The sequence below is a fragment of the Brachybacterium aquaticum genome (assembly GCF_014204755.1).
In the GTDB taxonomy this organism is placed as follows: domain Bacteria; phylum Actinomycetota; class Actinomycetes; order Actinomycetales; family Dermabacteraceae; genus Brachybacterium; species Brachybacterium aquaticum.
On record NZ_JACHLZ010000001.1, the window covers coordinates 1,723,929 to 1,742,799 of the forward strand.

15 protein-coding genes and 1 tRNA gene are annotated in these 18,871 nt (G+C 72.1%); 5 read left to right on the forward strand and 11 right to left on the reverse strand.

What is annotated here, in order from left to right; genetic code table 11:
• The 3 genes from mfd to HNR70_RS07685 form a co-directional block, all read right to left on the reverse strand.
• Nucleotides 1–3,639, reverse strand: a complete 3,639-nt coding sequence (mfd, locus tag HNR70_RS07675; protein WP_184325118.1) for a transcription-repair coupling factor — start codon at nt 3,637–3,639, stop codon at nt 1–3.
• On the reverse strand, nt 3,636–4,250 hold the full coding sequence (pth, locus tag HNR70_RS07680) for an aminoacyl-tRNA hydrolase (protein ID WP_184325119.1): 615 nt from the start codon (nt 4,248–4,250) through the stop codon (nt 3,636–3,638). Before pth ends, mfd begins: the two co-directional genes overlap by 4 nt.
• A 165-nt stretch (nt 4,251–4,415) precedes the next feature.
• On the reverse strand, nt 4,416–5,054 hold the full coding sequence (locus HNR70_RS07685; RefSeq protein WP_184325120.1) for a 50S ribosomal protein L25/general stress protein Ctc: 639 nt from the start codon (nt 5,052–5,054) through the stop codon (nt 4,416–4,418).
• 437 nt (nt 5,055–5,491) lie between these two features.
• Between HNR70_RS07685 and HNR70_RS07690 the strand changes: the two genes are divergently transcribed.
• The gene (locus tag HNR70_RS07690) at nt 5,492–6,058 is read left to right on the forward strand and encodes a hypothetical protein (RefSeq protein ID WP_312857608.1); all 567 of its coding nucleotides are present in this window, start codon (nt 5,492–5,494) and stop codon (nt 6,056–6,058) included.
• Between the two features lie 222 nt (nt 6,059–6,280).
• Here the strand turns inward: HNR70_RS07690 and HNR70_RS07695 are convergent, their stop codons facing one another.
• From HNR70_RS07695 to HNR70_RS07705, 3 genes are all read right to left on the reverse strand, one after another.
• On the reverse strand, nt 6,281–7,261 hold the full coding sequence (locus tag HNR70_RS07695) for a ribose-phosphate diphosphokinase (RefSeq protein ID WP_184325122.1): 981 nt from the start codon (nt 7,259–7,261) through the stop codon (nt 6,281–6,283).
• Nucleotides 7,258–8,766: a bifunctional UDP-N-acetylglucosamine diphosphorylase/glucosamine-1-phosphate N-acetyltransferase GlmU gene (gene glmU / locus HNR70_RS07700; RefSeq protein WP_184325123.1), complete on the reverse strand. Its 1,509-nt coding sequence runs from the start codon at nt 8,764–8,766 to the stop codon at nt 7,258–7,260. Before glmU ends, HNR70_RS07695 begins: the two co-directional genes overlap by 4 nt.
• A gap of 74 nt (nt 8,767–8,840) precedes the next feature.
• Nucleotides 8,841–8,912 (reverse strand) — tRNA-Gln (locus tag HNR70_RS07705).
• Between the two features lie 224 nt (nt 8,913–9,136).
• Here HNR70_RS07705 and HNR70_RS07710 point away from each other — a divergent pair.
• From HNR70_RS07710 to HNR70_RS07720, 3 genes are all read left to right on the forward strand, one after another.
• On the forward strand, nt 9,137–9,823 hold the full coding sequence (locus HNR70_RS07710; protein ID WP_184325124.1) for a TetR/AcrR family transcriptional regulator: 687 nt from the start codon (nt 9,137–9,139) through the stop codon (nt 9,821–9,823).
• A gap of 35 nt (nt 9,824–9,858) precedes the next feature.
• Nucleotides 9,859–10,404, forward strand: coding sequence for a MarR family winged helix-turn-helix transcriptional regulator (locus HNR70_RS07715; RefSeq protein ID WP_184325125.1), 546 nt, complete (start codon nt 9,859–9,861; stop codon nt 10,402–10,404).
• A gap of 83 nt (nt 10,405–10,487) precedes the next feature.
• Nucleotides 10,488–12,290 carry an ABC-F family ATP-binding cassette domain-containing protein gene (locus tag HNR70_RS07720; RefSeq protein ID WP_184325126.1) on the forward strand — a complete coding sequence of 601 codons (1,803 nt, stop codon included), beginning with the start codon at nt 10,488–10,490 and terminating at the stop codon, nt 12,288–12,290.
• Nucleotides 12,291–12,399: 109 nt separating this feature from the next.
• Here HNR70_RS07720 and HNR70_RS07725 read toward each other — a convergent pair whose 3' ends face one another.
• The 4 genes from HNR70_RS07725 to HNR70_RS07740 form a co-directional block, all read right to left on the reverse strand.
• A complete protein-coding gene (locus HNR70_RS07725; RefSeq protein ID WP_184325127.1) occupies nt 12,400–14,040 on the reverse strand; it encodes an HNH endonuclease signature motif containing protein in 1,641 nt (546 codons plus the stop codon).
• Between the two features lie 491 nt (nt 14,041–14,531).
• Complete coding sequence (locus HNR70_RS07730; RefSeq protein WP_184325128.1) at nt 14,532–15,458, reverse strand: 4-(cytidine 5'-diphospho)-2-C-methyl-D-erythritol kinase; 927 nt, start codon at nt 15,456–15,458, stop codon at nt 14,532–14,534.
• Nucleotides 15,455–16,435, reverse strand: a complete 981-nt coding sequence (gene rsmA, locus HNR70_RS07735; protein ID WP_246375177.1) for a 16S rRNA (adenine(1518)-N(6)/adenine(1519)-N(6))-dimethyltransferase RsmA — start codon at nt 16,433–16,435, stop codon at nt 15,455–15,457. The genes HNR70_RS07730 and rsmA overlap by 4 nt, the downstream gene beginning before the upstream one ends.
• Nucleotides 16,432–17,433 (reverse strand): TatD family hydrolase, encoded by a 1,002-nt coding sequence (locus HNR70_RS07740; RefSeq protein ID WP_184325129.1) that lies wholly within the window; start codon nt 17,431–17,433, stop codon nt 16,432–16,434. Before HNR70_RS07740 ends, rsmA begins: the two co-directional genes overlap by 4 nt.
• Nucleotides 17,434–17,716: 283 nt before the next feature.
• On the opposite strand from HNR70_RS07740, the gene rpmF reads away from it, so the two are divergent.
• On the forward strand, nt 17,717–17,887 hold the full coding sequence (gene rpmF, locus HNR70_RS07745; RefSeq protein ID WP_184325130.1) for a 50S ribosomal protein L32: 171 nt from the start codon (nt 17,717–17,719) through the stop codon (nt 17,885–17,887).
• 101 nt (nt 17,888–17,988) lie between these two features.
• On the opposite strand, the gene rsmI is transcribed toward rpmF, so the two are convergent.
• Nucleotides 17,989–18,831 carry a 16S rRNA (cytidine(1402)-2'-O)-methyltransferase gene (gene rsmI, locus HNR70_RS07750; protein ID WP_184325131.1) on the reverse strand — a complete coding sequence of 281 codons (843 nt, stop codon included), beginning with the start codon at nt 18,829–18,831 and terminating at the stop codon, nt 17,989–17,991.
• Nucleotides 18,832–18,871: the final 40 nt, after the last annotated feature.

Consider the following 18,871-nt stretch of genomic DNA (forward strand, 5'->3'; position numbering starts at 1 on the left):
CTACTTCGCCGCCTGCACCACCGGGGCGGAGATCTCGTCGGCCGCCGACGGGACGAGCACCTTCAGCACCTCGCGCGCCCACTCGAGCAGGTCGTGGTCGCGCAGCTCGGTGCCGCCGAGCCGCGAGGTCATCGGGCGCGGCACGAGCACCTGGCGCAGCGCCGGCTTCAGCACCGTGCCGGGGTACAGGCGCTTCATCCGCATGGCGACGGAATCGGCGGGCTCGAGGTGGGCGAAGCGGATCATCTTGCCCTGGGCCTGGATCTCGTCGACCCCGGCCGTGCGCGCGTCGATCCGGAAGCGGGCCACGTCCAGCAGCACCTCGACCGGGGCGGGCGGGGTGCCGTAGCGGTCGGTGAGCTCGGCGCGGACCTGCTCGATCTCGGACATCTCCCGCACCGCGGAGAGCTTGGAGTACGCCTCCAGGCGCAGCCGCTCGGAGCCGATGTAGTCGTGGGGGATGTGGGCGTCCAGCGGCAGCTCGACGCGGATCTCCTTCTCCGGCGCGGTGCTCTGGCCGCGGAAGGCCGCCACGGCCTCCCCCACCATCCGCACGTACAGGTCGAAGCCCACCCCGGCGATGTGCCCGGACTGCTCCCCGCCCAGCAGGTTGCCGGCGCCGCGGATCTCGAGGTCCTTCATCGCCACCTGCATGCCGGCGCCGAGGTCGGTGTTGGTCGCCAGCGTGGTGAGGCGGTCGTGCGCGGTCTCGGTGAGCGGCTTGGACGCGTCGTAGAGGAAGTACGCGTAGGCGCGCTCGCTCGAGCGGCCCACGCGGCCGCGCAGCTGGTGCAGCTGGGAGAGGCCGAAGCGGTCCGCGTGCTCGACGATCAGGGTGTTGGCGTTGGCGATGTCCAGGCCCGTCTCGACGATGGTGGTGCACACCAGAACGTCGAAGTCCCGCTCCCAGAAGTCGACGATGACCCGCTCGAGCTGGTTCTCGTTCATCTTGCCGTGGGCGACGGCGACCCGCGCATCCGGCACCAGCTCGCGCAGATGGGCGGCGACCCGGTCGATGTCCTCGACCCGGTTGTGGATGTAGAAGACCTGGCCCTCGCGCAGCAGCTCGCGGCGGATCGCGGCGGTGACCTGCGCGTCCTCCTGCACGCCCACGTAGGTCAGCACCGGGTGGCGCTCCTCCGGCGGGGTGGCGAGGATGGACAGCTCGCGGATGCCGGTCACGGCCATCTCGAGGGTGCGCGGGATGGGGGTCGCGGACATGGACAGCACGTCCACGTTCGTGCGCAGGGCCTTGAGGGTCTCCTTGTGCTCGACGCCGAAGCGCTGCTCCTCGTCGATGATCAGCAGGCCCAGGTCCTTGAAGCGCACGCTGCCGGTGAGCAGGCGGTGGGTGCCGATCACCACGTCGACGCTCCCCTCGCGCAGCCCCTCGATCGTCGCCTCGGAGTCGGCGGCGCTCTGGAAGCGCGACAGTCCCCTCACGGTGACCGGGAAGCCGGTGTACCGCTCGGTGAAGGTGTCCAGGTGCTGCTGGGCGAGCAGGGTGGTCGGCGCGAGCACGGCGACCTGCTTGCCGTCCTGGACGGCCTTGAACGCGGCGCGCACCGCGATCTCGGTCTTGCCGTAGCCGACGTCGCCGAGGATCAGGCGGTCCATCGGGACCGCCTTCTCCATGTCCTTCTTGACGTCCTCGATGGTGGAGAGCTGGTCCGGGGTCTCCACGAACTCGAAGGAGTCCTCGAGCTCGCGCTGCCAAGGGGTGTCGGCGCCGAAGGCGTGCCCGGGCGCGGACTGGCGCGCGGAGTACAGGCGCACCAGCTCGTCGGCGATCTCGCGGATCGCCTTGCGGGCGCGGGACTTGGTCTTGGCCCAGTCGGCGCCGCCCATGCGGTTGACGTTCGGCTCCTCGCCGCCGACGTACTTGGTGACCTGGTCCAGCTGGTCGCTCGGGACGTACAGCCGGTCCCCCGGCTGGCCCTTCTTCGAGGCCGCGTACTCGATGACGAGGTACTCGCGGGTGGTGCGCTTCGCGCCCGCGCCGACGACACGGCTGGTCATCTCGACGAACCGGCCGACGCCGTGGTGGGCGTGGACGACGAAGTCCCCGGGCTTCAGCTGCAGGGGATCCACGACGTTGCGGCGGCGCGAGGGCATCTTCCGCTCCTCGCCGCGGCGCGCCCCGGACTTGCCGGTGAGGTCGCGCTCGGAGGCGAGGACCAGCTTCAGGTCCTCGGCGATGAGCCCTTCGACGAAGGGGCCGACGGTGACGACGGCCTCGCCGGGGACGACGGGGCCCTCGAGCCGCTCGGCGTAGACGGCGGGCATGCCCTCGGCGCGGAGGTTCTCGGCCACGTGCCGGGCGCCGCCCGGGCCGACCATCGTCGACAGCACGGACCAGCCCTCGGAGCGGCGGCGCTCGAGGTCCTTCGCGGCGTCGCCGGGCTTGCCGGAGTAGCCGGGGTGGGTGGTGGTCGCCGAGGCGGTGAGGTCCACGTCGACGTCGAGCCCGAAGGCGGCGAGGGTGAACCAGGCGCGGCCTCCCTCGCGGGCGTGCTCGTGCGCCTCGGCGAGCGAGACGAAGCTGGCGTCGTCCACGTCGATCGGGAGGCCGCCGCCTGCGGCGGCGCTGGACCAGGCCGCGGCGAGGAACTCGTCGGTCGTGGCGACCAGCTCCTCCGAGCGGGCGCGGGCCTTCTCGGGGTCGACCACGAGGAAGCGGGCACCAGCGGGGAGCACGTCGGCGACCTGCTCCATGCTCTCCACGAGCACTGGGCTGAGGGACTCCATGCCCTCGGCCGCGATGCCGTCGGCGATGCGCAGCAGCAGGTCGCGCACGCCGGGCAGCTCCTCGGCGCGGGCGCGGGCGCGCTCGCGCACGGCGGGGGTCAGCAGGATCTCGCGGCAGGGCGGGGCGTCCAGGCCCTGCGGGGCGGGGTCCAGGGAGCGCTGGTCGGCGACGGAGAAGTAGCGCACGTCGTCGATCTCGTCCCCGAACAGGTCCACGCGCACCGGGTGCGGCTCGGTGGGCGGGAAGACGTCGAGGATGCCGCCACGCACCGCGAACTCGCCGCGCTTCTCGACCATGTCCACGCGCACGTAGGCGGCGTCGACGAGGTCCCGCTCGATGTCCTCGAGCGGGTAGGTGTCCCCCACCTGCGCGCGGACCGGGCGCAGGTCGCCGAGTCCGGTGGCCAGCGGCTGGAGCAGGGAGCGCACCGGCATCAGCAGCACGTGCACCGGGTCCTCGGACTCGGGATGGGCGATGCGGCGCAGGGTCTTCAGGCGCTTCGCGACCGTGTCGGCGCGCGGGGAGAGCCGCTCATGGGGCAGGGTCTCCCAGGCGGGCAGCTCGGCGAGGTGCTCCGTGCCGACCATGGCGGAGAGCGCCGCGCGCAGGTCCTCGGTGGCGCGGGTCGTGGCGGTGACGACCACGAGGGGCGCCTCGGCGGTCGCGCGGCGTGCGAGGTCGGCGACGACGAAGGGGAACAGACCCGTCGCGGCGACGACGGAACCGCCCTCGCCGGTGGAGCTTCCCTCCTCGACGAGCGCGCGGACGGCCGTGAGGTCGGCGCCCGCGGCGAGCTGGTCGAGCAGGGGCGCGAGCGGGGCAGCGCTCTTCTGCGGGCTCTTCGGCGCGCTCTTCTGCGGGGCAGCGCTCTTCTGCGGGGCAGGGCTCATCGGGTCTCCCGGGAGTGGAAGCGCTGCTGGGCGGCGGTGAGGCCCTCGAGGACCACGGACTCGACGGCGTCGGCCGCGTCCGCGATGAGGATCTCGAGGGTCTTGCGCTCGGTGGCGGTGAAGGGCGAGAGCACGAAGTCGGCCGTGTCCTTGCCGCCCGGGGGCCGGCCCACACCCACCCGCACCCGCAGGTAGTCCTTGGTGCCGAGCGCCTTGGTGATGTCGCGCAGGCCGTTGTGCCCGCCCTCGCCGCCGCCGCGCTTCAGGCGCACGGAGTCGAAGGGGATGTCGACCTCGTCGTGGACCACGACGACCTGCTCGGGGGCGATGCCGTAGTAGTCGGCGAGCGCCTTGACCGGGCCGCCGGAGGTGTTCATGTAGGTGGTGGTCTTGGCGAGGATGACGCGTTCGCCGGTGCCGGGGGCGCCGAGCCGGCCCTCGAGGACCACCGCCTGGGCGCGCTTGGCGGCGGCGAAGCGCCCGCCCGCGGCGTCGGCGATGTGGTCCAGCACCATCTGACCGATGTTGTGGCGCGTCGCGGCGTACTTCGGGCCGGGGTTTCCGAGCCCCACCACCAGGTACGGTCCGGGCCGACGGTCGCTCGCGGTCATGGGCTGGCTCCTCGCTGCTGCGTCGGGACGGGATGGTCATGCGGCCCAGGCCAGGGGACTGTGCCGCCCGGCCTCACGACCCCGGATACCGTACCGGGGCGCCGCGCGATGCGCGACGCCCCGGTCAAGCGGTGTGAGCAACGGAGCGCAGGGCGCTCCGGAGGGTCACTCCTCCTCGGAGCCCTCGCCCTCGGACTCGGCGGACTCGCCCTCGGCGCCCTCGGACTCCTCGTCCTCGGAGACGACGGCCTCGAGGTCCTCCTCGGCCACGCGCGGCACCTGGACGGCGACGACGAGGATCTCGGCGTCGGTGACCATCTCGGCGTCGGCCGGGAGGGTGACATCGCCGGCGAAGACCTGGTAGCCCTCCTGCTTGCCCTCGACGTCGATCTCGATCTGCTCGGGGACGTTCAGCGCGTCCACGGACAGGGTCAGGGTCTGCAGGTCGACCATGGCGACCGCGGGGGCCTCGGCCTCACCGGTCAGGACGACGGGGATGTCGACCTCGACCTTCTCGCCCTTGCGGACGATGATCAGGTCGAGGTGGTTCAGGGTGCGCTTGAGCGGGTGGCGCTGGATCTCCTTGATCAGCGCGAGGTGCGAGGTGCCGTCGGACAGCTGCAGGTCCAGCAGGGCGTTCGCGTTGCGGGCGGCCAGGGCGGTCTCGTGACCCGGCAGCGACAGGTGGATGGGGTCCTCGCCGTGGCCGTACAGGACGGCAGGGACGCGGTGCTCGGCGCGGAGACGGCGGGCAGCGCCCTTGCCGAAGTTCTCGCGCAGCTCGACGTTCAGCTTCTCAGCCATGATGGTGCTCCTCGTGCTTGCGGTGGCTCGACGATGAGCGACGCACGGGGCACAGGGAGGCTCGCCTCCCGGGGATCCGCACCGCGTCGATCACGGAGGGGCATGTGCCCGCTCCCTCGCCGAAGTGACCCGCAGAATCTAGCACGCACCCGCGCCGTCGGCCCGTGGAGAGAGTCCGGACGTGAGCGGAACCGCAGCGGCGTGCTGCCAGGATCCGGGCCGCTCCCCCGCGCCGCTGCCCTCACCCCTGACTGCACCTCCCGGCACCCACATCTCCCAGCTCTCCCACAGGGACCAACGTCCCTGCAGGTCAGGACGAGAAATCAATGACCAAGGTCCCCGCGGCGACCCCGTCCGCCCTCCTATTCTCATTCTTGTCAGTCGAACACGACACCCACAGATCCGGCCCCCGGATCGACGACCGAAAGGCATCTCCCGTGAGCGCCACCGCCGCCACCCCCGCCGCCGCTTCCGCCACCACCGCCGCCGCGACCGACCTCGCCGGCACCGAGCAGAAGAGCTGGGGCTACACCCTCCTCGGCGTCACCCGCCTGATGGTCGGCTTCACCTTCCTGTGGGCCTTCTTCGACAAGCTCTTCGGCCTCGGCTTCTCCACCCCCACCGAGCGCGCCTGGATCAACGGCGGCTCCCCGACCGCCGGCTTCCTCGGCGGCTCGATCGAGGGCGGCAACCTCTTCGCGGGCGTGTGGAACTTCTTCCTCTCGATCAACCCCGTGACCGACGTGCTTTTCATGCTCGGCCTCCTGGGCGTCGGCGCCGCGTTCATGCTCGGCATCGGCACCCGCGTCGCCTCCGTCTCGGCCGCCGCGATGTACACCCTGATGTACCTGGCCGCCTTCCCCATGTCCACCAACCCGCTGTACGACACCCACCTGCTGCTCGCCGTCGCCGTGCTCGCCATGGCCGGTCTCGCCGCCGGTGACCACGTCGGCTTCGGCAAGCAGTGGAACCGTCTCGTCAAGGGCAACAAGTTCCTGGTCTGAGACCCCCGACCGAACCGGGATCCCCCCCCTCCACCCGGCCCCCCGCCGGCAGCGGCGCCGACGACAGAGAAGGCCCCGTCCCTCACCCAGGGACGGGGCCTTCTGCTGTGCCCGTCGGCCGCCCCAAATCAGCCGCCCCACGACAGGAGCGCCGGGCCGGGACCCTTCGGTCCCGACGCGGCGCTCCGGGGTGCTGCGTGCTGGTCGGCTCAGCCGCCCGGCTCAGACCGCGCCGTCGAAGAGGCTCGTCACCGAGCCGTCGTCGAAGACGGCGCGGATCGCACGGGCCAGCAGCGGGGCGATCGAGAGCTGGGTGAGGCGGTCGAACTGCTTCTCCGGCGGCACCGGCAGCGTGTTGGTGCACACCACCTCGCGCACCTCGGAGTTCTTCAGCCGCTCGGTCGCGGGGTCGGAGAGGATCGGGTGCGTCGTGGCGATGACGACCGAGGCGGCGCCGTTGGCCATGAGCGCGTCCGAGGCCTGCACGATGGTGCCGGCGGTGTCGATCATGTCGTCGACCAGGATGCAGGTCTTGCCCTCGACGTCGCCGATCACGCGCTTGGCCACCGCCTGGTTGGGGCGGGTGGTGTCGCGGGTCTTGTGGATGAAGGCGAGGTTCACGCCGCCGAGGCGCTTGGACCACTGCTCGGCCACGCGGATGCGGCCGGCGTCCGGGGAGACGACCGCGATGTCCTCCTGGCCGTACTTCTCCTGGATGTAGTCGGCCAGGATCGGCAGGGCCATGAGGTGGTCCAGCGGGCGGTTGAAGTAACCCTGGACCTGCGGGGCGTGGAGGTCCACGGAGATCATGCGGTCCACGCCCGCGGTCTCGTACAGGTCCGCCATGAGGCGGGCGGAGATGGGCTCGCGGCCGCGGTGCTTCTTGTCCTGGCGGGCGTAGGGGAAGCTCGGCGCGATCGCGGTGATGCGCTTGGCCGACGCGCGTTTGAGCGCGTCGATCATGATGAGGTGCTCCATCACCCAGGTGTTGATGGGCGCGGGGTGGGACTGGAGCACGAACACGTCGGTGCCGCGCACGGACTCCCCGTAGCGCACGTAGATCTCGCCGTTGGCGAAGTCCCAGGCGTCCATCGGCAGGACCTCGACACCGAGCTCGGCGGCGACCTCCTGCGCGAGGACCGGGTGGGCCCGTCCGGAGGCGAGGACCAGTCGTTTCTCCCCGGTGGTGACGATTCCGCTCATCGCTGCTCGTGCTCCTTGTGCTCCTCGGCGGCAGTGGGTGCGGGCGTCTGCGCGGAGGACCCGTCCTCGGCGTCGAGGGCGGCCCGGGCCGCGCTCTCCGCCGGGGTCCCGGCACGGCGTCGCAGGGTCCATCCTTCCACGTTCCGCTGCGAGACCGCGTTCACGCCCAGCGCGCCGGCGGGGACGTCCTTGCGGACGGTGGTCCCGGCGCCGGTCGCCGCGCCGTCGCCGATGGTGACGGGGGCGACGAGCACATTGTCCGAGCCGACGCGCACATGCTTGCCGATCGTGGTGCGGTGCTTGTTGACGCCGTCGTAGTTGGCCACGATCGTGCCGGCGCCGACGTTCGTGCCCTCGCCGATCTCGGCGTCGCCGATGTAGCTGAGGTGGGGCACCTTCGCGCCCTCGCCGATCACGGCGTTCTTGGTCTCGACGAAGCCGCCGATCTTGCCCTTGGCCCCGAGGTCGGTGCCGGCGCGCAGGTAGGAGAAGGGGCCGACGGTCGCGCCCTCGCCGATCACGGCGAGCAGGGCGTGGGAGCGGACCACCTCGGCACCGGCGCCCACCTCGGTGTCGCGCAGGGTGGTGTCGGGGCCGATCGTCGCCTCGGCGCCGATGTCGGTGGCGCCGTGGAGCTGCACGCCGGGCAGGATGATCGCGTCCTGGCCGATCGTGACGTCGGCGTCGATCCAGGTGGTGGAGGGGTCGACGATGGTGACGCCGGCGCGCATGTGGCGCTCGAGGATGCGGCGGTTCATCTCGGCGCCGAGCTGGGCGAGCTGTACGCGGTCGTTGACGCCCTCGACCATCATCACGTCTTCGGTGACCACGGCGCGGACGGAGCGGCCGTCCTCGCGGGCGATCGCGAGCACGTCGGTGAGGTACATCTCGCCCTGCGCGTTGTCGGTCGTGATGCGGCCGAGCGCGTCGCGGAGCACCGCGAGGTCGAAGGCGTAGATGCCGGAGTTGATCTCGTCGATCGCGCGCTGCTCGTCGGTGGCGTCCTTGTGCTCGACGATGCCGAGCACCTCGGTGCCGTCCTCGCTGCGCAGGATGCGGCCGTAGCCGGTGGGGTCGGCGACGCGGGCGCTGAGCACGGTGACGGCGGCGCCCTCGGACTCGTGGGCGGCGACCAGCTCGCGCAGGGTCGCGGGATCCAGCAGCGGCACGTCGCCGTAGGTCACGAGCACGGTGCCCGCGGTGGCGGTGACCTTCTCGAGACCGCACTGGACGGCGCGGCCGGTGCCGGGGATCTCGTCCTGGTCGGCGACGAGCACCTCGGAGGCGTGCTCGGCGAGGTGCTCGGCGACGCGGTCGCGCTCGTGGCGCAGCACCACGACGAGCTCACCGGGACCGGTGCCCTCGGCGGCGGTCAGCGCATGCACCAGGAGGGAGCGGCCCCCGAGCTGGTGGAGCACCTTCGGGGTAAAGGACTTCATGCGCGTCCCGGCGCCTGCGGCGAGGACGATGACGGCGGCGGGTGCGGTGGTCTCGGCTGTGGCCACGTCGGCAGCTCCTAGAGATCGAGGGTGGGATCGACGGGTGGGTCCGGCGCACCGTCCCCTCGGGACGGCGGGCGTTCCGCCATCAGGACTCGAACCTGAAACTTCAGAACCAAAATCTGAGGTGTTGCCGATTACACCATGGCGGACCGCGTCCCTCCCGGCGCTTCGGCAGCCCTCGGTCGGAGAGCACTCCGCCGGGGCGCACCGCAGGCAGGGAGCGCCGGAGGGCAGGGGCCGACCGGCGCGGGCGCGGCCCGATCCTATCGCCCGGCGACCGCGCCACGGGGCCCGACGGGGCCGGTGGGACGCATGTGACGTGCACGCGGTGACGTGCACGGGGCGCGCACGCGAGCTGTGGCAGGATCGCCGCATGGCGGAGAACGGGGCCCCTCGCGGCCGGTCGACCCGGATGACGGGCAAGGAGCGGCGCGAACAGCTGGTCGCCGTCGGCCGACGGCTCTTCGCGGAGAAGGGCTTCGACATGACCACGGTCGAGGAGATTGCCGCCCGCGCCAAGGTCTCCAAGCCCATCGTCTACGAGCACTTCGGCGGCAAGGAGGGGTTGTACGCCGTGGTCGTGGACCGCGAGGTCTCGACGCTGCTCTCCGATCTGGAGACCTCGCTGTTCGATCAGCGCGCCCATCCGCGGGTGCTCATGGAGCGGGCCGCGCTCGCCTTCCTCTCCTACATCGACGAGAACGAGGACGGTTTCCGGATCCTCGTGCGCGACTCCCCCGTCAGCCACTCGGTCGGCACCTTCTCCTCCCTGCTCACCGACGTCGCCCAACGGGTCGAGGAGATTCTCGCCGCCCAGCTGCGCCTGCACTCCTATCCTCCGAAGGACGCGGCGCTGTACGCGCAGATGCTGGTGGGGATGGTCGCCTACACCGGGCAGTGGTGGCTGGAGACCCGCAAGCCGTCCAAGGAGATCGTCGCCGCGCGGATGGTGAACCTCTCCTGGTACGGGCTGAGCGCGCTGCAGAAGAAGCCGGAGCTCGGCGCAAAGCGCGAAGGGACGGGCGGCAAGCGCGAGGAGCCCGGCGAGTCCCGGGGCTGAGCGCCCCGTCGGACGCGAGAACCTAGACTCGCCTCATGCCCACGACCCCTGCCGCACCCGACGGCGCCCTCGCGCCGCCCCACGACGAGGTCGACCGCATCGTCGAGGGCTGGGCCCGCGCCCGCGAGGATCTCGACGTCGCACCGCTCGCGGTGTTCTCCCGCATCTCCCGCCTGTCCCGCTTCCTCGAGACGGCGCGGCGCGAGGCGTTCTCCGACGCGGGGCTCGAGGGCTGGGAGTTCGACATGCTCTCGGCCCTGCGCCGCAGCGCCGAGGACGCCCTCTCCCCCGGCGCGCTCATGCGCGAGACCCTCGTGACCAGCGGCACCATGACCACTCGGATCGACAAGCTCGTCGCCCGCGGGCTGGTCTCGAAGAACCGCAGCCCGCACGACGGCCGGTCGGTCGAGGTGCGGCTGCGGCCCGACGGCGTCGCGCGGGTCGACGCGGCGATGGAGCGGCTCCTGACCGCGGAGCGCGAGCTTCTCGCCCCGCTCGGGGACACGGACCGCTCCGAGCTCGCCGGCATGCTGCGCGCGCTGCTGCTCACGTTCGAGACCTCGGACCCCCTCGCGCGCTGACCAACCCCTCGCGCGCTCACCACCCCTGATGCGCTGACCGCTCGCGCCACCCTGACACACCCACCCTTCGAGGACACCACCGCATGGCCCATCTGCTCGGCACCCAGTCCCTCCACGTCGCACTGCCTGATCGCGTGCTGCTCGACGACATCACCGTCGGCATCGACGAGGGCGATCGCATCGGCGTGGTGGGTCGCAACGGAGACGGCAAGTCGACGCTGCTGCGCCTGCTCGCCCGCACCCAGGAGCCCGACGACGGCCGGGTCACCGTGCGCGGCGGGGTGCGCGTCGGCGTGCTCTCCCAGCAGGACGAGGCGACCGTCGGGGCGACGGTGCGCCAGCGGGTGGTCGGCGACCGGCCCGAGTACGAGTGGGCGTCCGACGCGCGCATCCGCGACGTGCTCGCCGGGCTGCTCGGCGGCATCGATCTCGAGGCGCCGCTCACCGACCTCTCCGGCGGTCAGCTGCGCCGCGTCCACCTCGCCGAGCTCCTGGTGGGCGACTGGGACGTGCTGCTGCTGGACGAGCCGACCAACCATCTGGACGTCGAGGGCATCGCATGGCTGGCCGAGCATCTGCGCCGGCGGTGGAGCGCGAAGGACGGCGGGCTCGTGGTCATCACGCACGACCGCTGGTTCCTCGACGCCGTCTGCACCCGGATGTGGGAGGTGCACGACGGGATCGTCGAGCCCTTCGAGGGCGGGTACGCGGCCTACGTGCTCCAGCGCGTGGAGCGCGACCGGCAGGCCGCGGCGATCGAGTCGAAGCGGCAGAACCTCATGCGCAAGGAGCTCGCGTGGCTGCGGCGCGGTGCCCCGGCCCGCACCTCGAAGCCGAAGTTCCGCATCGACGCCGCGAACGAGCTGATCGCGGGCGAGCCGCCGGTGCGCGACACGGTCGCGCTGACTCAGCTGGCGACCTCGCGCCTGGGCCGCGACGTGATCGACCTGCTCGACGTCGACGCCGGCTACGGCGAGACGACGGTGCTGCACGACGTGACGCTGCACATCGGTCCGGCCGACCGCATCGGCGTGCTCGGCCCGAACGGCGCCGGCAAGTCGACGCTGCTGGCGCTGATCACCGGGGACCTCGAGCCGCAGACCGGCCGGGTCAAGCGCGGCAAGACGGTGACGGTGCGGCAGGTCTCGCAGCGGCTCGAGGGTCTGCAGGACCATCTGCGCACGCGGGTGAGCGACCTGGTGGGCCGGTACCGCAGCTCGTATGCGGCAGGGAAGGACGAGGTCTCCCCCGGTCAGCTGCTTGAGCGGCTGGGCTTCACCGCCGCGCACCAGAAGGTGCAGGTCGGGGCGCTGTCCGGTGGTCAGCAGCGCCGACTGGACCTGCTGCTGACGCTCCTGGAGGAGCCGAACGTGCTGGTCCTGGACGAGCCGACGAACGACATGGACACCGACATGCTCGCGGCGATGGAGGACCTGCTGGACACCTGGCCCGGGCCGCTGATCGTCGTCTCCCACGACCGGTACCTGCTCGAGCGCGTCACGGATCAGCAGTACGCGGTGCTCGACGGGAAGGTGCGGCACGTGCCGGGGGGCGTGGAGCAGTACCTCGACCTGCGCGCGGCGAGCGAGGCCGCGGCGGGTGCGTCGGGTGGCTCGGGCGGCGGGTCCGGGACGGGTGGGGCGTCCGACGGGGCCCCCTCGCTGACCGGCGCGGAGGCGCATGCGGCGCAGAAGGAGCTCGGCGCGGTGGAGCGTCGGATGCAGAAGCTCGCGAGGACCACGGAGAAGCTGCACGCCAAGCTCGCGGACCACGATCAGACGGACTATCAGGGCCTGCAGGAGATCACCGCGGAGCTGCGCGAGGTCGAGCAGGAGAACGAGGAGCTCGAGGAGCGCTGGCTGGAGCTGTCCGAGCAGCTGGGGTGAGGCTGTGCGGGTGAGGTGACGGCTGTGCGGACGGGATGAAGCGCGGCCAGGATGAGGTCGTGTCGGTGGCGTGAAACTGTGCGACCTCGGGCGACTTGCATCCCGCCCGTCACTGTCGGGGGTGATGTCCCAGGCAGTAGACGTCGACGCGGTCCTGCGGGCGGATGATCCTCGCGGGGAGCGGGACGTCGGGCAGGCGCAGCTGCAGGTTCTCGAGAGCGCGGAGGAGAGAGGAGTTCTGCTCCGGCGCACTCGGCCCCGGCGAGAGCTCGCCGCGCTGTCGGCGCTCCCTCTCGAGCTGGCGGGTGTACGTGCCGACCGGGTCGAAGTTGATGCCCCGCCGGCTGGCCGACTGCCCGTAGCGGCTGGTCCAGCGGACGGTGCGGCGCACTCCGTCCTCGCCGAGTACCACCTCGACCTTCTCGCCGGCGCTCTCCTTCTGGTTGTCGGCGGCGCAGAGCCCGTTGCCGTTCTCGAGGGAGGTCTCCCCGCCTTCGGACCAGGGCACGATGTGGTCCATCTGCCGGATCGAGCCGTCGCAGTGCGGTGCCCGACAGGTCTGGTGGGCAAGGGTGAGGAAGCGGGTGAGCGAGGTGGGGAATGCTCTGGATCTGGATTCGAGGGCGACGAGCTGGCCGTCGTCGGGATCGGTGTAGAGGCGCCGCATCGTCAGGGAGAGCTCCGTGTCCTCCTCCGCCTTAGCGACGCGCAGCATCTCCTCGCGAACGTGCTCATATGGGACGGAGCCGAAGCCCTCGATGCTCGCGGCGTCGGCGTGTGCGGGGACGAAAAGCGAGCGGTCGGTGATGACGACGCAGACCTCGAGAGCGCTCGGATCGACGCCGTCACCGCGGCCGATCAGGGCGTCGGTGAACAGGTCGGCCATGATCTGCTGATGCCCGCGCCGGTCCCCGTGCGCTCGCGCGCCCTCCGCGGCGACCGAGAGTCCCTTGCGGATCCGGGCGCCGTCGATGGCGGGGATGAGTGCGGTGACGGTCGCCATGCCGTGGTCGGCGCGGCGGATCGTCACGTGGCGCTCCTTCTTCGCCTCCCGATGGCGGTCCGCCGCCCCCGCCGGGTCCAGCGAGTGCAGTGCCTTCGCCACGTGGTCGCCGATCTCCCCGGTGCCGCAGTCCTTCAGGTCCGAGAGCTGGGCGGTGAGGAGCTCGTCGACCTGCTCGCGGACCTCCGGCGTCACGGGACCCATGGACGACCCGATCTTGTGGACGGACTGGGCGCGCAGCGCGTTCCCGGCAAGGGCGGTGAGCATTCCCGGCATGCTCTGGACGAGACGGCGGGAGGTGGCCATGCTCCGTCCGGCCACCGAGCGCGATTGCTTCAGGACGCGGGAGGCTTCGGAGCGTGCGACGTTCGTGGCCTGCCGGGCGTTCTCGTCGCGGCGGAGGCAGTCGTCCTTGACCGCCTGCTCGAGGCGGACGATGGCGCGCACGCGGACTGCCTCGAGCGCCGCTTCGATGTCCACGATCCCGGCAAGCAGGGCGATGGACTCCTCGGCGGAGAGCCGGTCGAGGACTGTCGAGCCGCGGGCGCCGAGCTCGGCGAGGATCTCCCGGGCATCGCGCAGATCGACGTCGCCGATGGTGAGACTCCCGCCGTCGGCCGTGATCGGGAGGGACATCGGCGGGGCGGAGAGTTCTGCGGCGAGCTCGGCGGAGCGGGCATCGCGCTCCTCCGGAAGACCGGTTCCGGCCTCCTCGGGGAATTCGCGATCCTGCGGCTCCTGTGTCATGCGTCAATTTTCGCACAGCGGTTCGAGGAGCGGAAGACCCGGAGCGACACTACTCGCAAGTAGGTTCGAATTGTGGATAACCGAGGCGTGGGGAGGAACGGTCGATGCGCCCGCACACCCCAGGAGCGGGAGCCCCTCTCATCATGCTCGGTCAGCGCGGGATCCGACGGCGACGTTGCCTGACGCGGGAGTGCCAATCACCCCCTGGAGAAATCATCCGCAGAAACGACATCCCGCCTCGAAAACATCCTGTGGACATAACGAATCTCCGCATTCCGCGACGACAGATCCTCGGCAACAGAGAATCGTCCTCCGAAAATGCGGGAGAGAAACAGCTGGTCACACAGTGACCCTTCGGAGCCTCATGCTCGCACGCCCCTCCGACAGACGACGCTGCGAGGTGCTCGGCTGTGGACGAGCGGGTGCTGTGCAGGAGCGAACGCAGAGGGAGAGCGGCCCCTCCCCGACTGCCCTCAGCTCCCCGACGGCCCTCAGCTCGCCTCGAGCACGCTCGCTCCCGGCGCGGACCCCCGCGCCACCAGGCAGGACTCCACGAGACCGTCGCTCATGAGCCCCGCCGCGACGGTGCGGGCGGAGGCCTCGTCCTCGACGAGCGCGGCGATCGTCGGCCCCGACCCGGAGACGATCGCGGCGTGGGCGCCGAGCCGCTCGGCGGCCTCGACGACCGGCTCGAGCCCCGGATGCAGTGCGAAGGCCGCGACCTGCAGGTCGTTGTGGAGGGTGTCGGCGAGCATCTCGAGGCTGCCGCCGCTGAGGGCCTGCAGCTGGCGACCGTCGATCTCGGGTCGCTCGACGATGCCTCGGCCGCTCGCGGCCACGATCTCGTCGAACCGTCGGAAGACCTCCGGGGTCGACAGGTGACCGCCCGGGACGGCCAGCAGCCAGGTCCATTCGCCGTGCGTGAGGACGGTGGTGAGGTCGGCGCCGTTGCCTTGGCCGAGCGCGGTGTGCCCGAGCATCGCGAAGGGGACGTCCGCGCCGAGGCGCGCGCCGAGCCGGCGCAGGTGCTCGCTCCCGAGACCGAGCCCCCACAGACGATCCAGCGCGACCAGCGTCGCGGCCGCGTCGGCCGACCCGCCCGCCATGCCGCCGGCGACCGGGACCTGCTTGCGGATGTGGAGGGCCGCCCCGAGGTTCACGTCGAATTCCGCGCGCAGCAGCTCGGCGGCGCGCAGGGCGAGATTGGTGCCGTCCAGCGGCACCTCGCCCGGCACCTCGGAGTCGACCGCGAGGCTGAGCTCGTCGGCGCGCGTGGCGGTGACGGTCTCGTAGAGGTTGACGGCCTGGAACACGGTCGCGAGTGCGTGGTAGCCACGCTCGTCCACCCCGCCCACGTGCAGCGAGAGGTTGATCTTGCCGGGGGCGCGCACCACCACATGCTCGAGCGCGGGGCTCATCCGGGGATCTCCCCGTCGGCCGACGGGCCGGGTGCCCCGTCGGCCGGCGCGCTCTCCCCCGCCGCCCGGGCGATGGCCTGGAACTGCTCGACCACGAGCGTCTCGCCGCGGGCCGACGGGTCCACGGCCGCCGCCCGCAGGATCTCCTCGGCGCGGGCGGCGCTTCCGGCCCAGCCGGCGAGCGCGGCGCGGAGGGTCTTCCGGCGCTGGGCGAAGGCGGCGTCGACCACGGCGAACACCTGAGCGCGCTCGGCCTCGTCCCCGAGCGGCCGCTCGTGGCGCACGAGCTCCACGAGCGCGGAGTCCACGTTCGGGACGGGCCAGAAGATCTGCCGCGAGATGCGCCCCGCGTGCACGGCGCGGCCGTACCAGGCGGCCTTCACGCTCGGTCCGCCGTAGGTGCGCGAGCCGGGCCCGGCGGTCAGGCGGTCCACGACCTCGGACTGCACCATCACGAGCGCCGAGCGAAGGGAGCCGAAGCGCTCGAGCATGGTGAGGAGGATGGGGGTGGCGACGTTGTAGGGCAGGTTCGCGACCAGCATCGTCGGCTCCCCGGCGCGGGGCAGGGCGGGCAGCTCGGTGACCTGGAGGGCGTCGGCATGGACGAGCCGGAAGCGATCCTCCTCCACGCCCCGGGCGCGCAGCGTCATGGGCAGCAGCTCGGCGAGGCCGCGATCGAGCTCGACCGCGACCACGTCGGCGCGCGCCTCGAGCAGGCCCAGGGTGAGCGAGCCGAGGCCCGGGCCCACCTCGAGCACGGCCTGGCCGGGCTCCACGCCGGCGCGGCCCACGATCGTCCGCACCGTGTTGGGGTCCATGACGAAGTTCTGTCCGCGCTGCTTGGAGGGGCGGATACCCGCCGCCTCGGCGAGCTCGCGGATGTCCCGCGCGGTGAGGAGCAGGCCCGACCCCTCGGGGGCGCCCTCGGGAGAGCTGCCGGGATCCTGCCTGCCGCTCGCCCAGCCCGCGCCGCTCATGCCGCGTCCCCGACGGGCCAGCCGTACACGTCCTGCGTGGTGGCGCGCACCGTGCGGCACGCCGGCTCGAGGTCGACCCCGGCCGCTTCGGCGATCGTCGCCATGGTCAGCGGGATCAGGTACGAGGAGTTCGGGCGGCCGCGGTACGGGACCGGGGTGAGGAACGGAGCGTCGGTCTCGACCATCACCTGGCCGAGCCCCACCTCGGCGAGCGCCTCGCGCAGACCGGTGGAGTTCTTGAAGGTCACGGTGCCGGCGAAGGAGAGGTACCAGCCGCGGTCCGCGCACTCGCGTGCGAACTCGGCGTCGCCGGAGAAGCAGTGGAACACGGTGCGCTCGGGCGCCCCGTCGGCCTCGAGGATCTCGAGCACGTCGCGATGGGCGTCGCGGTCGTGGATCTGCATCGGCAGGTCGAGCTCCTTGGCGAGCGCGATGTGGGCGCGGAAGGCGTCGATCTGCGCCTGCCGGGCCCGGTCGTCCTTCTTCGAGGTGCGGAACCAGTCCAGGCCCGTCTCTCCGACGACGATCATGCCCGAGCCGCGCAGCAGGTCGGAGACCTCGGCGAGCGCGTCGTCGAGGCTCGGCAGCTCGCGGCCCTCGTGGTCGTGCCCGCGGGCGTGCAGCGCCGCCTCGTTGGGATGCACGGCGACCCCGCCGCGCAGGCTCGGCGGGCAGTCCGGGGCGGCCAGCAGCGCCGCGGTCCAGCGCACGGCCTCCAGGTCGGAGCCGATGGTGATCTGCGCGTCGATGCCGGCGGCCGCGGCACGGGCCACGTGGTCGTGGACGCTGAGCTGCTCGTCGCCGTCGGCGAAGTCGAGATGGCAGTGGTTGTCGATCACCGGGAAGGGCAGCGGCTCCGGCGCCGGCGGCCAGGAGCGGTCGCGCTTCTTCCCGCGGGGATCGAGGTCCTCGCGATCGCGCACCGGCGGGAGCCCGGCGGCAGTGAGCCCGGCGGCAGTGAGCTCTGCGGCATTGGTGGTCTCGTGCGGTGACGACATGCGAACATCGTAGGAGGCTCCGCGCCCTCCCCCGGACCGCGTCCCGCGCCCGGACGTCCGGCTCCCGAGCGCGCCGGTGTGCTACCTCACGGGCCGAGGTGAGGCGGAATCTCGCGGGATGTGACAGGATAGGTCGTCGTTGCGCGCCCTTTCGTGCACCCGAGCGCCCCGAGCGCGGAGACCGCCGGCAGGTTCCCTGCCCTGGTCCCTGCACCGGGTTCGGGTCGCTGCTCGGGACGGACGCCAACGCTCGTTCATCCTCCGGACCGTCAAGGAGCGTCCCATGGCAGTGCCCAAGTTCAAGATGTCGCGTGCCCGCACGCACTCCCGTCGCTCGCAGTGGAAGGCCAACAACGCCGACCTCGTGCAGGTGACCGTCCGCGGCCGCACCGCGAACGTCCCGCGCCGTCTGGCCAAGGCCTACCAGCGCGGCCTGCTGCAGATCGACGACTGAGCCCCGCTCAGCGCGACGCGCAGAACTCGTCATGACGCCCCCGGCACCTCGGTGCCGGGGGCGTCATCGTGCGTGGGGGGCCGGGGAACACCCCGCGCCCCTCACCCCCGCTGCTTGAGCGCCAGGTCGTAGAGCTCGCTCGCGCCCACGCCCTCGTGCCCGCGGGCGACCTCCTTGGCGGCGTCCTTCAGCCGCTCCCCCGCCGCAGCGCGTGCGAGCACATCGGCGACCAGGTCCTCGGCCGAGGCCGCGACCGGCTCGGCGCCGGCGACCACGAGCACGATCTCGCCGAGCACCTCGCGCTCCGCCGCCCACTGCGCGAGCTCGCCGAGGGTGCCGCGCACGATCTCCTCGTGGGTCTTGGTCAGCTCCCGTGCCACGGCCGCGCGGCGCCCCTGGCCGAACGCCTCCGCCATCGCGGCGAGGGTCGCGGCGGTGCGGCGCGGCGACTCGAAGAACACCATGGTGCGGCGCTCCTCGGCGAGCGGCTCCAGGGCGCTCGCCCGTCGGCCCTCGCGCCGGGGAGGGAAGCCCTCGAAGGCGAAGCGGTCCGGGGCGATGCCCGAGGCGGCGAGCGCCGTCAGCACGGCCGACGGGCCGGGGATCACCGTGACCTGCACGCCCGCATCGGCCGCGGCGCGCACCGCCTCGAAGCCGGGATCGGAGACGACCGGCATCCCCGCATCGGTGATGATCAGGACCCGCTGCCCAGCGGCGAGGGCGGTCATCAGCACCTCGGTGCGCTCGGCCTCGTTGTGCTCGTGGTAGCTGAGGATCTTCGCCGAGGTCTCGACCTCGAGGTCGCGCATCAGACGGTGGAGGCGCCGCGTGTCCTCGGCGGCGATGAGGTCCGCCTCGCCGAGGGCCCGCACCAGGCGCACGGAGGCGTCCAGCGGGTTGCCGATCGGGGTGGCGGCGAGGGTGAGGACTCCAGGCTGCAGCATCCCGCCATGCTAGCCAGCGCGAGCCCATGACCTAGCATGA

Coding starts and splice junctions, on each gene's coding strand:
- HNR70_RS07720 (WP_184325126.1), top strand. CDS start 10,488: ATGGCCCATCTGCTCGGCACCCAGTCCCTCCACGTCGCACTGCCTGAT.
- rsmA (WP_246375177.1), bottom strand. CDS start 16,435: ATGAGCGGCGCGGGCTGGGCGAGCGGCAGGCAGGATCCCGGCAGCTCT.
- HNR70_RS07710 (WP_184325124.1), top strand. CDS start 9,137: ATGGCGGAGAACGGGGCCCCTCGCGGCCGGTCGACCCGGATGACGGGC.
- rsmI (WP_184325131.1), bottom strand. CDS start 18,831: ATGCTGCAGCCTGGAGTCCTCACCCTCGCCGCCACCCCGATCGGCAAC.
- rpmF (WP_184325130.1), top strand. CDS start 17,717: ATGGCAGTGCCCAAGTTCAAGATGTCGCGTGCCCGCACGCACTCCCGT.
- HNR70_RS07730 (WP_184325128.1), bottom strand. CDS start 15,458: ATGAGCCCCGCGCTCGAGCATGTGGTGGTGCGCGCCCCCGGCAAGATC.
- HNR70_RS07740 (WP_184325129.1), bottom strand. CDS start 17,433: ATGTCGTCACCGCACGAGACCACCAATGCCGCAGAGCTCACTGCCGCC.
- HNR70_RS07695 (WP_184325122.1), bottom strand. CDS start 7,261: ATGAGCGGAATCGTCACCACCGGGGAGAAACGACTGGTCCTCGCCTCC.
- HNR70_RS07725 (WP_184325127.1), bottom strand. CDS start 14,040: ATGACACAGGAGCCGCAGGATCGCGAATTCCCCGAGGAGGCCGGAACC.
- mfd (WP_184325118.1), bottom strand. CDS start 3,639: ATGAGCCCTGCCCCGCAGAAGAGCGCTGCCCCGCAGAAGAGCGCGCCG.
- HNR70_RS07715 (WP_184325125.1), top strand. CDS start 9,859: ATGCCCACGACCCCTGCCGCACCCGACGGCGCCCTCGCGCCGCCCCAC.
- pth (WP_184325119.1), bottom strand. CDS start 4,250: ATGACCGCGAGCGACCGTCGGCCCGGACCGTACCTGGTGGTGGGGCTC.
- HNR70_RS07685 (WP_184325120.1), bottom strand. CDS start 5,054: ATGGCTGAGAAGCTGAACGTCGAGCTGCGCGAGAACTTCGGCAAGGGC.